Annotated in this window: 10 protein-coding genes; 8 read left to right on the top strand and 2 right to left on the bottom strand. The window is 71.7% G+C overall.

The genetic code is table 11. The annotated features are described in order from the left end of the window. On the bottom strand, positions 1 to 360 hold a 360-nt coding region (locus NON00_RS22230; protein WP_256024959.1), incomplete at its 3' end, for a biotin/lipoyl-binding protein. Positions 361 to 610: 250 nt separating this feature from the next. Here NON00_RS22230 and repA point away from each other — a divergent pair. The 5 genes from repA to rpoD all read left to right on the top strand — a co-directional run bounded on the left by repA (position 611) and on the right by rpoD (position 8,580). Then, the gene (gene repA, locus NON00_RS22225) at positions 611 to 1,810 is read left to right on the top strand and encodes a plasmid partitioning protein RepA (RefSeq protein WP_256024958.1); all 1,200 of its coding nucleotides are present in this window, start codon (positions 611 to 613) and stop codon (positions 1,808 to 1,810) included. Continuing rightward, the gene (gene repB, locus NON00_RS22220) at positions 1,807 to 2,784 is read left to right on the top strand and encodes a plasmid partitioning protein RepB (RefSeq protein WP_256024957.1); all 978 of its coding nucleotides are present in this window, start codon (positions 1,807 to 1,809) and stop codon (positions 2,782 to 2,784) included. Before repA ends, repB begins: the two co-directional genes overlap by 4 nt. A 477-nt stretch (positions 2,785 to 3,261) precedes the next feature. Beyond that, positions 3,262 to 4,191, top strand: coding sequence for a replication protein RepA (locus NON00_RS22215; RefSeq protein WP_370688759.1), 930 nt, complete (start codon positions 3,262 to 3,264; stop codon positions 4,189 to 4,191). A gap of 180 nt (positions 4,192 to 4,371) precedes the next feature. Next, positions 4,372 to 6,411: an AI-2E family transporter gene (locus tag NON00_RS22210; protein WP_256024955.1), complete on the top strand. Its 2,040-nt coding sequence runs from the start codon at positions 4,372 to 4,374 to the stop codon at positions 6,409 to 6,411. Positions 6,412 to 6,732: 321 nt separating this feature from the next. Beyond that, on the top strand, positions 6,733 to 8,580 hold the full coding sequence (gene rpoD / locus NON00_RS22205) for an RNA polymerase sigma factor RpoD (protein WP_256024954.1): 1,848 nt from the start codon (positions 6,733 to 6,735) through the stop codon (positions 8,578 to 8,580). Positions 8,581 to 8,740: 160 nt separating this feature from the next. Here rpoD and NON00_RS22200 read toward each other — a convergent pair whose 3' ends face one another. Beyond that, positions 8,741 to 9,496 (bottom strand): 2-keto-4-pentenoate hydratase, encoded by a 756-nt coding sequence (locus NON00_RS22200; protein WP_256024953.1) that lies wholly within the window; start codon positions 9,494 to 9,496, stop codon positions 8,741 to 8,743. 97 nt (positions 9,497 to 9,593) lie between these two features. Here NON00_RS22200 and NON00_RS22195 point away from each other — a divergent pair, with 97 nt between their 5' ends. The 3 genes from NON00_RS22195 to NON00_RS22185 form a co-directional block, all read left to right on the top strand. After that, entirely contained in the window at positions 9,594 to 10,151 is a 558-nt protein-coding gene (locus NON00_RS22195) for a chemotaxis protein CheW (protein WP_370688758.1), read from the top strand. Continuing rightward, positions 10,148 to 11,626 (top strand): protein-glutamate O-methyltransferase CheR, encoded by a 1,479-nt coding sequence (locus tag NON00_RS22190; RefSeq protein ID WP_256024952.1) that lies wholly within the window; start codon positions 10,148 to 10,150, stop codon positions 11,624 to 11,626. Before NON00_RS22195 ends, NON00_RS22190 begins: the two co-directional genes overlap by 4 nt. Further along, positions 11,626 to 12,060: chemotaxis protein CheW (locus NON00_RS22185; protein ID WP_256024951.1), on the top strand; the 435-nt coding region annotated here is incomplete at its 3' end. The genes NON00_RS22190 and NON00_RS22185, both read left to right, overlap by 1 nt.

Genomic DNA, 12,060 nt, shown 5'->3' with positions numbered 1-12,060 from the left:
CCTGGCCTCGGCCTCGGCCAGGGCGGCGGCGGCGCGGGCGGCCTGGGCATCCTTCTGCGCCGCGTCGGCCAGTTCGGCCAGGAGTTGCCCCTCGGCCACCGCCTGCCCTTCCTCCACCAGCAGCCGGCCGAGCCGGGTGACATTCATCCCCCCCGGTGCGGCGAGGCGGCGGATGCGCGAGGCCGGCTCGATCCGCCCCAAGGCACCAACTCCGAGGGCACCGGCCCCCAGCTCGGCCATGCCGGGGGAACCCATGCCGGGGGAGGCGGGCGGCTCGGCCGCGGGGAGCGGGGCCACCGGCAGGGCGGCCAGCAACACCAGGAAAAGGGTGGGGAGAAGAGCGGGGCGAAGCGGCGTCATGGGGAAGGGTGACAACCTCCTGTGGGCACCGCGCCTGCATCTGGCCTGGGAGTATGGCGCGACAAGGGCGGCCTGAACCAGCGCGCCCGGCCGTTGACAGCTGTCAACGCCTGCCGCGGGGGCCGCGCCCAGGCGCCGCCATTGACAGCTGTCAACGGCCAGACAGGCAGGACAACGGGCGGGATGCAATTCGACGCCACTCTGCTATTCTAACGCCAAATCGCCTTATTGCCGGAGAAAAGCGTCGGCCATGCCCATCTCCTCCGCCCCGCCGGAACCGATCGACCAGCGCATCGGCGCCGATGCCCAGGCCCTCAGCGCCCAGCTCGCCCTGCTGCGCAACCGCATTTTTCCTCCAGCCGCCCAAAAGACCCTCCGCCGCTTCTCCAGCGGCGAGGCCGCCACCCTGCTCGGCATCAGCGATTCCTACCTGCGCCAGCTTGCCCTGGCCGGCGAAGGGCCGGTGCCGGAAAAAGGCCCCGGCGGCCGCCGCGCCTATACGCTGGAACAGATCCACGCCCTGCGCGGCCTGCTCAAAGGCAAGGGCCGCCCGGCCTCGCCCCAGCGCCAGGGGCAGGACCACCTCCAGGTCATCGCCGTCGCCAACTTCAAGGGCGGCTCGGGCAAGACCACCACGGCCGCCCATCTGGCACAGTACCTGGCCTTCCAGGGCCACCGCGTCCTCGCCCTCGACCTCGACCCGCAGGCCAGCCTCTCCGCCCTCTTCGGCTACCAGCCGGAACTCGACATCGGCGAGAACGAGACCCTCTACGCCGCCCTGCGCTACGACAAAAAACGCCGCCCGCTGCGCGAGGTGATCCGGCCGAGCTATATCGCCGGGCTCGACATCGTGCCCGCCAACCTCGAACTGCACGAGTTCGAGCACGATACCCCCCGCATGCTCGCCCAGTCCGAACGCGCGCGGGAGACCCTGTTCTTCACCCGCCTGACCGAAGCCCTGGCCACCGTCGAGGCGGATTACGACATCGTCGTCATCGACTGCCCGCCCCAGCTCGGCTTCCTCACCCTGGCCGCCCTCTGCGCGGCCACCGGCGTGCTCATCACCGTGCACCCGCAGATGCTCGACATCGCCAGCATGTGCCAGTTCCTGCTGATGACGGCCGACCTCCTCGCCGTGGTGCGCGAGGCCGGCGGGCGGCTGGACTACGACTTCCTGCGCTACCTCGTCACCCGCTACGAGCCGCAGGACGGGCCGCAGACCCAGGTGGTCGGCTTCCTGCGCAGCCTCTTCGGCGAACGCGTGCTGACCAACCCCATGATCAAGTCCACCGCCATCTCCGATGCCGGACTGACCAAGCAGACCCTTTATGAGGTGGGGCCGCAGAATTTCAGCCGCGAGACCTACAACCGCGCCGCCGAGGCCCTGGACGCCGTGAATGGCGAGGTGCGCCAGCTGGTCGCCCAGGCCTGGGGCCGCGCCGCCCGATGAGCCGCAAGGACACGCTCCGCCGCCTGCTCGGCGCCGCGCCGGAGGCCGAGGACAGCCCGGCCACCCCCGCCGGCCAGCGCGTGCCCTCCGGCGCCGTGCGCGCCATGGGCCTCAGCCTCGGCCAGCTGCGCGAGGAGGCCGAGGCCCTGCGCGCCCGCGTCGAGGCCGGAGAGGCCGTGGTCTCCCTCGACCCCGCCCTGGTCGAGGCCTCCTTCGTCAGCGACCGCATCGCCGGGGATAGTGAGGCGGAGCTGGGCGAGCTGGTGCAGAGCATCGCCGAATCCGGCCAGCAGGTGCCGGTGCTCGTCCGCCCGCATCCGGAGAAGCCGGGCCATTATCAGATGGCCTATGGCCACCGCCGGCTGATCGCCGTCCGCCGCCTCGGCATCCCGCTCAAGGCCGTCATCCGCCCGCTCAGCGATGCCGAGCTGGTGGTGGCCCAGGGCAAGGAGAATATCGAGCGGCGCAACCTCACCTTTATCGAGCGCGCCCTCTTCGCCGCCCATCTGGAGGCGCGCGGCTTCGACCGGCCGACCCTGCATGCCGCCCTCGCCGTGCAGTCGGCGGAGATGACGCGCTATCTCCAGGTGGTGCGCGCCATTCCCCGCCCGGTCATCCTGGCGATCGGCGCCGCGCCGCGCACCGGGCGGCCGCGCTGGCTCGAGATGCAGCGCCTCTTCGCCCAGCCGGAAGCCGCCGCACTGGCCGGGCGCGTCATGGCCAGCCCCGGCTTCCGCGCCCTGAACAGCGATGCCCGCTTCCAGAAGATCTTCGCCGCCCTGCGCGACGGCAAGCCGGCGGCGGAGAGCGACCCCTGGTGGCGCACCCCGCAGGGCGACCCGCTGGTGCGCGTCGAGCCTGGCCCGCAGGGGCTGCGCCTGACGGTCAATGAGCGGCTGGAGCCGGAATTCGGCCGCTTCCTGGTGGGGCAGCTCGATGCGCTCTACGCCGCCTTCCGGGCCCAGGGTGAGTAAAGGCAGGGGCGGGTGAGGGCAGGGGCCACCGCCCGCTGCCACGCCGCCCCCTTCCACAAGGCCCCTTCCACAAGGAACGCGGGCGCGTGGACTTTAGCGACCACCCTGCGGCGCATGGCCCACCCTGCGCCGCAGGGGTGTGGACTCTGGCGACCAGGGCCAAGCGATTGATCCGAACGGCCCTTGCCAGCACGCACCACGGCCGGAACGGGTCGGCAGAGTCCACACCTGCCCTTCCCGGGGCCAGCGGTGGAGTCGGCCACAGCCACCAGCGTGGACTCTGGCGGCCAAAACGTGGACTCTGCCGCCCAGGCAGGAGGAGGAATCAAGGGCTTAAAGAAATTGTCCCGAGGACTCTGACGGCACAGAGCAAATAGTAGAAACAAATACCTTCAACTAGTTTTCGGTCGGCAGAGTCCACATCGACAGCGCGGCGACATCGCGCCAATCTCCGCCGGCAATCGCAAATGGATGGTCATGGCCACGGTCCATACCCTCATCGAGACACACGGGCGGCAGGCCAGCCGGGAGCTGGTCGAAGGGCGCCGTGGGCCGCGCATTGTCGAGGCCGCCGCCTCCTGGGCGGCCGATGAGGATATCGGGATCGGCTACATCCACTCCGGCTGGTGCCAGACGGCGCTGCCACACCGCCGGCCGGAAGACGACGCCGCGATCTGGAAGCTGGAGACGGATAGCCTCACCCTCCTGGTCGAGCCGGGTGTACGTCTCGCGCAGGATGGCACGCCAACCCATGTGGGCGTGCCCTTCGGCGCCATCGCCCGGTTGATCCTGATCTATCTGCAATCCGAGGCGCTGCGGACCGGCTCGCGCGATGTGCAGTTGGGGCGTTCGCTGCGAGACTTCCTGGGGCGCCTCGGCGTCTCGGTGGGCGGCAAGACGACCAAGCTGGTGCGCGAGCAGGCGGACCGCATCAGCCGCTGCCGCCTCTCCTTCCACTTCTCGCGCAATGGCACCAGCGTGCTGGTGAACCAGAACATCGTTGATATCGCGATGTTCGTGGATGATCCAGGCGGGGCAGGAGGGCAGGGGGATCTCTTCGTCGAGACAGCCCGCCTCTCCGAAAGCTTCTTCCAGCAATTGCGCCAGCACGCCGTGCCGCTGGATGAGGCCGCCATCCGGCACATCCGCAACTCCTCGATGGCGCTCGATGTCTATTGCTGGCTGGCCTACCGCCTGCATTCGCTGAATGATCGCAAATTGATCAGCTGGGCCGCCCTGGCCACGCAGTTCGGCGCCGGCATTCGTCTGCGCAAGCATTTCAAGGCGGCTTTCACCGAGAACCTGCAACTGGCCCAGGCCGTCTACCGCGATGCCAAAGTGGAATTGACGCCGGAAGGGCTGGTCATGCATCCCTCACCCCCGCCTGTGCGAAAGCTGTTGAAGTAAAAGGCAGGGTTCTTTTTTGTAAAAAAGAACCAAAAAACTTTTTTCAGTCGCATGGGGCACAGAAGGGGAGGTGGCTTTCTGCACCGGCGATGCAGGTCGGCAGAGTCCACACCCCGCCCCGCGGTATCCTTTTCCGGCCATGGCGCGTTAGCCCGGCGCAAGAGTGCCGGAGAATCCGCGATGCCTGATTCCGCCCCGCGTGCCGCGCTTCCTCCGGGGGGACAGGCGAAAATCCTGGCCGCCGAGACACCAGACCTGCGCAGCCTGACAACCCTCGCCGGCGGCGTCGTCGTCGTGGCGGGGCTCTATCTGGGGCGGGAGGTGCTGATCCCCGTCACCCTCGCCATTCTGCTGAGCCTGGTGCTCTCGCCGCTCACCCGGCTGCTGCGGCGGGCCAGAATAGGCCGGGTGGCGGCGGTGCTGGTGGCCGTCCTGGTGGCGGTGGGCATCATCCTGGCCGCGGCCTCGCTGATTGGCGCGCAGCTGGCGGATCTGGCGCAGAATGCACCGCTCTACCAGCACACGGTGATGCGCAAACTGGAGGCCATCCGCGCCATGACCATCGGCCGGGTGGATGGGCTGGTGGAACGCCTGGGGGGCGGGCTGGGCCACAGCCCCCCGCCCTTGCCTTCGGTCACGCCCCCCAGCGCCGCAACGGTGGCACCACCCTTGCCGGTGGAAATCCACAGCCCCGACATGACGCCGCTGGAAATGGCGCGCACCCTGCTCGCCCCGCTGGCCGGCCCGCTGGCGCAGGCGGGCATCGTCCTCATCGTCACCACCTTCATCCTGCTGCAGCGGGAGGACCTCAGGGACCGGCTGATCCGCCTCTTCGGCTCCACCGACCTGCACCGCACCACCGTCGCCATGGACGACGCGGCCGACCGGCTGAGCCGCTTTTTCCTGGCGCAGCTTTGCATCAACCTGGGCTTTGGCGCGGTGATCGGCTTCGGCCTGCTGGTCATCGGCGTGCCGAGCCCGCTGCTCTGGGGGCTGGTCGCGGCCTTGCTGCGCTTCGTGCCCTATATTGGCGGCGTGCTGGGGGCGGTGCTGCCCATCGGCCTCGCCGCGGCGGTGGACCCCGGCTGGTCCATGGCGCTGTGGACGGCGGCGCTCTTCCTGGCGGTGGAGCCCGTCGCGGCCCATGTGGTGGAGCCCCTGGCCTATGGCCACAGCACCGGCATGTCCCCCGTCTCGGTAGTGGTCGCCGCCATCTTCTGGAGCTGGATCTGGGGGCCCATCGGCCTGATCATCGCAACCCCCGTGACGCTCTGCCTCGTCGTCCTGGGGCGGCATGTGGAGCGGCTGGAATTCCTCGATGTGCTGCTGGGGGACCGCCCGGCCCTGACCCCGGTGGAGAATTTCTACCAGCGCGCCCTCGCCGGCGACCCGGATGAGGCGCTGGAACAGGCCGAGGCCCTGCTGAAGGAGCGCGCGCTCTCTTCTTATTATGATGAGGTGGCGCTGAAGGGCCTGGCCCTGGCGGCGGCGGATGTGCGGCGCGGGCTGGTGACGCCGCTGCAGCTGGAGCGCATCCGCGACAGCGTGGCCGAACTGGCCGAGGCGCTGGACGAGCATGACGATGCCGAGCCGCCCATCCCCCAGCCGGGCCCGGCCGGGCGGATGCTGCGCCTCTCCCCGGCGGAGCAGCGCCTGCCACGCCCGGCCGCGCTGCCCTGGCCCGACCCCGCCGTGATCCCCGAGGCGTGGCGGCGCGATGGCGCGGTGCTGTGCGTCGCCGGGCGCGGCCCGCTCGACGAGGCCTCGGCCCTGCTGCTGGCGCAGATCCTGCGCAAGCACGGCCTGGGGGCGCGGGTGGTGCCGCATGCCGAGGTTTCGCGCCGCCTGGCCGGGCAGTTCGTGGCACCGGGGGCGCGCATGGCCTGTGTCTGCGCCGTGGCCATGGGCGCCATGCCGGGGAATGGCGCGCCGGTGCATCTGCGCTACCTGCTGCGCCGCCTCCGCCAGCGCCTGTCGGGCACGCCGCTGATGGTGGGGTTGTGGACCGCGCCGGAGGCGCTGCTGGATGATGCGCTGCACCGCGCGCTGGAGGTGCCGCTGGTCGTCGCCTCGCTGCGGGAGGCCGTCCTGGCCTGTGCCCGGGCCGCCCTGCTGGCCGATGCCGCAAACAGGGGCGCGGAAAACGAAGGCGCCGAAAACGAAGGCACGGGGGGTGAAAATGCCATTCCCGGCCAGCATGGCGGGGAAGCGATTGCGTAAGGGCAAGACTGCGGTTTTTTTACACAGTGCTGGAACAGCATGCTAAACACCCCGCCGCGCTGGCCGCAGGGGAGCGGCGGCGCGCGCCATGCGCAGGCCTGATGGGCCTGATAATCGCGCAGGGGTGTTTGGAGCCGGTCAACCTTCCTAAATGAATGCGCGGCCACCCTGGTGTGGCGCTGATCCCTTTTTGACCCTGCTGTCCCAGCCACCCCGCCCCGGTGTGGCAAGGGGTTGTGGCCGGCATGAGGCTGGCGGCAGGACGTGGCATGGACGCTCTGGGGCCGCAAGGTCCCCAAGCACGAACGAACAGGTGAATCGATGGACGGGATGTTTACCTACGGCGCGGCGGACCAGGGCGATGCGGAGGGCGGCCCCCTCAAGCCGCGGACGGCTGCGTTTGGGGACATTCTGGCGCGCGAGGTTCCCGAGGTCGATCGCCCCACCGGGCTGAATCCCGGCCGCAACTGGCGCCCCGACTATGGCGACGAGTTCGAGAGCCCGGAAACGCTGGACGTCCGCACCGAGGAAGCCGAGGAAGCCGCCGCCGCCGAGGAAGAGGACGAGGAAGTCCGCGAGGCCGAGCCCGACGCCGAGGGTGAGGCGGAGGAAGTCGCCGAGGGCGGCAATGTCAACGAGGCCAGCCTCGCCCGCTCTGACGACCCCGTCCGCATGTTCCTGCGCGAGATGAGCGGCACCGACCTGCTCTCGCGCGAGGAGGAAATCGCCCTCGCCCAGCGCATCGAGGCCGGGCGCGACGCCATGCTGGCCGGCCTCTGCGAGAGCCCGGTGACCTTCACCCACATCGCCAGCTGGAAGGCCGCGCTGGAGCAGGGCCAGATGCCGCTGCGCGACGTGGTGGAGCTGGAGGCCATGGCCGCCGATGCCGCCGCCCCCACCACCGCCGCCGAGGCGGAGGAGGAGCCGGTGGAGGGCGAGGTGGTGCCCCACGCCACGCTCGACGAGAAGATGAAGCCCGAGGTGCTGGCGGCCTTCACCGCCGCGCTCGAGGCCCATACCGCGCTGCGCGCCCTGCCGCTGGGCAGCGAGGCGGCACGCGCCGCGCGGGCCGAGATGGTGGGCCTCTTCGCCGCGCTGCGCCTGCGCCCGGCGCGCCTCGACCTGCTGGTGGGCGAGATGCGCGATCTGCAGCGCCGCCTGCTGGCGCTGGATGGCAAGGCCGTGCGCCTCGCCGCCGCCGCCCGGCTGGAGCATGACGAAATCCGCCGCCTGTGGGATGGCAGCGAGGCGGGGGCCCGCGCCCTGGCCGATGCCGCGCTGAAGGTGCGCAGCAATGCCGCCCGCCACGCCCAGAATGTGCGTGAACTGCGCGACGGCCTGCCCGAGATCCGCGCCGCCGTCGTCAAGCTGGAGGAGGCCAGCGGCCTGCCCGCCACCGAGCTGCGCCGCGTCTGCGCCGAGGTCGGCCGTGGCGAGCGCGACATGCGCAAGGCCAAGGAAGAGCTGACGCGCGCCAATCTCCGCCTCGTGGTGCATATCGCCAAGCGCTACCGCAACCGCGGCCTGATGTTCGGCGACCTGATCCAGGAGGGGAATATCGGCCTGATGCGCGCGGTCGATAAGTTCGACTGGCGCCGCGGCTTCAAGTTCGCCACCTACGCCACTTGGTGGGTGCGCCAGGCCATCACCCGCTCCCTGGCCGACCAGGCGCGCACCATCCGCGTGCCCGTGCACATGACGGAGACGGTGGGCAAGGTGGCGCGCATGAGCCGCCGCTTCGCCCAGAAGGCCGGCCGCGAGCCGACGCCGGAAGAACTGGCGGCTGAGCTTGGCATGTCGGTGGACAAGGTCCGCGCCGTGCAGCGCCTCGCCCGCGAGCCGGTCAGCCTGGAAAACCCGATCGGCGAGGATGATGACGGCCGCCTGGGCGACTTCATCGAGGACGAGAACGCGGTGATGCCGTTCGACGCCGCCTCGCGCTCCGCGATGCGGGACGCCACCATGCGCATCCTCTCCGACCTGACGCCGCGCGAGGAGCGTATCCTGCGCATGCGCTTCGGCATCGGCGGCGAGAACGACCACACGCTGGAGGAAGTCGGCAAGACCTTCAACGTGACCCGCGAGCGCATCCGCCAGATCGAGGCGAAGGCGCTGAAGAAGCTCCAGGTCTCCAAGCGCGGCAAGGCGCTGCGCAGCTTCCTGGCCTGATTTTGTTCCTTGGGGAGGCTCCGCCTCCCCAAACCCCTCCGCCGGGGTGGCGCGGCCACCCCGGACCCCGCGTTCCGTTGGCACAAAACTGATGGCGGGGTCCGGGGGGACCCTGTCCCCCCGGCGGGGTTCCAGGGGCGGAGCCCCTGGGAGGCGACCATCAGGCGATGGTCGTCTCGACCGTGCCGAACCCCTCGAACACCGCCTTCACCGCCGTCCCGGCCGGGACGTGCAGCAGCCCCGTGCAGCTGCCCGTGGTGATGACCATGCCGGCCTTCAGCCCGCCATAGCGGTGCGCCCCCCCATTCGCCAGCCAGAGCAGCAGCCGCACCGGATCCCCGGCGGCGTTGCCGCCGACATGCTGCACCGCCACCTTGCCGTTGAAGCTCAGCGTCACCGGCAGTTTCGGCGGCTCGATGCCGTGCCAGTCGGCCACGGCGGGGCCGACCACCAGCGCGCCATGATTGGCCTGATCCGCCGTGTGGCTCAGAGGCTCGCTGACGCCGAGGGCGGTGAAGCGCGTGTCCACCACCTCGATGGTCGGGTGCAGGGTGGCGACGGCGGCCAGCACCTCCTCGCGCGTGTAGGGGGTGGCGCGGGGCGGCAGGTCGGCGCCCAGGCGGTAGCCCACCTCCGCCTCGATGGCGGTCACATTGAAGTCAGACGCCGCGTAGGGGGTGGCGTCAAAGCGCAGGTCGCGTTCATGCAGGGGCACGCCGGAGGGGGTGCCCTCCGGCGACGGCGCGCCGACCTTCCAGCCGGCGATGGGGCCGAGCTGCGCGGCCACCAGGGCCTGGATCTCCACCACCTCCTCGGGGGTCTGGGGCCTGGCGCCCTCGGGCAGGGCGCTCAGCCATTGCCGCGTGCGGCGGGCTTCCAGCAGGGCATGGGCGGCGGCAGCATAGTCGGTGGCCATGATGGCGTCTCTCTCCGAATCCGGGGCGCCATCCTGGCCGATCCGCTCCGGCGGGGGGAGGGGGGCGCGTCGCCCCCGGAGGAAAGGGAGTGCGCGCGTGCAGGATGCCGCGGGGGAGGCCTATCTGCTGTTCCGGCTGGGAAGCCGGCGCTGTGCCCTGCCGCGGGCCTCGGTGCGCGAGGTGCTGCCGCTGCCGCGCCTCTGGCGCCCGCCCGGCCTGCCGCGCCCGCTGGCCGGCTTCCTGAACCTGGGGGGGGAGGCGCTGCCGGTGCTCGACCTCGCCCGCCTCTTCGCCCTGGAGAGCGCCGCCCTGGCGGATGAGGCGCTCTACCGCCACATCCTGCTGCTGCCGGGTGGCGCCGGTCTTGGTGGTGCCGGTCTTGGTGGTGCCTTGGGCCTGCTGGTGGACCGGGTGCTGGATCTGGCGCGCATTCCCGCAGCCCGGCTGCGCCCGGTGCCGCCCGAGGCCAGCCTGAATGGCTGCGCCGTGGCGGAGATCGAGACGCCGGAGGGGTTTCTCCACCTGCTCGACCCCGGGCGCATCCTGCTGGCGCAGGAGGCCGCCGCCCTGGCCGCGCTGCGTGAGGGCGCGGCGGCGCGCCTGGCCGAATGGCCCGCCCTGGCTGCGGCGCATGGCCCGGCGGATGGCGCATGAGCCTGCCCCGGCCGCTGGCCTTCCTGCCCGATGCGGATTTCCTGCGGCTGAAGGATGCGGTGATCGCCCGCACCGGCCATTTCTACTACCAGGACAAGGAGGCGCTGCTGTGGGAGCGGCTGGCCCGCCGCCTGCGCGCCACCGGCCTGCCCGGCCCCGGCGCCTATCTGGCGCGGCTGGCCGAGCCGGAGCGGGGCGCCGCCGAATGGGCCGCGCTGGAAGCCGAGATCACCATCGGCGAGACCTTCTTCTTCCGCTATGCGGAGCAGTTCGCGGCGCTGGAGGGCACCATCCTGCCCGAGATCCTGGCGCGGCGGGGGGCGGAGCGCCGCCTGCGCGCCTGGAGCGCCGGCTGCGCCAGCGGGGCGGAGCCCTATTCCCTGGCCATCCTGCTGCGCCGGCTGCTGGGGGATGGCCTGCCGGACTGGCGGCTCTCCCTGTTGGGGACGGATCTGAACGAGGCGGCGCTGGTGGCGGCACGGGCCGGGCGCTTCAGCCGCTGGGCCCTGCGCGGCCTGCCGGCGGAGGAATTGGCGCGCGACTTCACCGCCGAGCCGGATGGCCGTTCCTGGCTGCTGCGCCCGCAGCACCGCGCCCTGGTGCGCTTCGAGCGGCAGAACCTCCTCTCCCTGCTGGCGCCGGATGCGCCGCTGGAACTCGGTGGCTTCGACCTGATCCTGTGCCGCAACGTGCTGATCTATTTCCACCCGGAGGTGGTGCAGCGGCTGGTGGCCGCCCTGGCCGCCCGGCTGGCGGAAGGCGGCTGGCTGCTGCTGGGCCATGCGGAGCCGAACCCGGCCTTCGCGCGCATCCTGGAGGTGGTGAACCTGCCCGGCACCGTGGCCTATCGCCGCCCGGGCAAGGTTGAGGGGGCTTTGCCCCCTCAAACGCCCCTTTCTTTCCCTTGGGCGGGGGACGGGGTCCCCTGCACCCGCCATCAGGGGGAACCCACGAATGGGTTTCCAAAGGCCTCAGGCCTTTGGTGGGGAGAGTTTGAGAGGGGCGAAGCCCCTCTCAAGAGCGCGGCGCCGCTTTCCCAACAGCCCCCGCCGCTGGAGGCGGCGGCCACGGCCACCCCCCGCGCCCTGGCCGATGCGGGGGATCTCGCCGCGGCGCTGGCGGCCTGCCGGGAGGGGCTGCGCCAGGCGCCCACCGATCCGGCGCTGCACTATTACGAAGGGCTGGTGCGGCGTGGCCTGGGCCAGGGGGAGGAGGCCGCCGCCGCCTTCCGCCGGGCGCTGTATCTGCGGGGGGATTTCGTGATGGCGCAGTATCAGCTGGGCCTGCTGCTGCTCGATGGCGGGGCCGTGGGGCCGGGGCGCCGTGCCCTGGCCGGCGCGCTGCGCCTTGCCCGCCTCCTGCCGCCCGGCGCCGCGCTGCCTGAGGGCGATGGCATCACCGCCGCCGCCCTGGCCGAGGCGGCGCGCCTGTCTCTCGACCTCCCGCCGCCCGTTTCCCCGCTGGGGGGGCGGTGATGCCGCAGCGCGCCAGCCTGCCCTCCCTCGCCGCCCAGGCGGAGCGGCTGATCGAGGCCCGCACCCGGCTGCTGGCCGGGCGCGGCGCCGCCCCGCCCGTGCCGCCCCTGCCCGCCGTGCTGGCCTGCCGGGCGGGGGGCGAGACCTATGGCATCCCCCTCGCCGCCGTGGCGCAGGTGGTGCCGGAGGGGCCCTGCACCCCGCTGCCCGCCGCCCCCCTGGCCGGGGCGCTGCCGGCGCTGCTCGGCCTCTGCGCCCAGGGCGGGCTGGCCTATGCGGTGATCGACCTTGGTAGTGCCCTGGGGGGCAGTGCCCTCGGCGCCGCCGCCCGTGCCCCGGAGGCCGGCCATTTCCTGCTGCTGCGCGAGGCGCCGCGCCGGCTGGCCCTGCGGGTGGACCGCGCCCTGGCCGTGCTCCACCCGCTGCCCCTGGCC

The sequence above is a fragment of the Roseomonas sp. GC11 genome, assembly GCF_024437745.1.
Lineage (GTDB): Bacteria > Pseudomonadota > Alphaproteobacteria > Acetobacterales > Acetobacteraceae > Pseudoroseomonas.
This window is presented reverse-complemented; position numbering and strand designations above follow the sequence as displayed.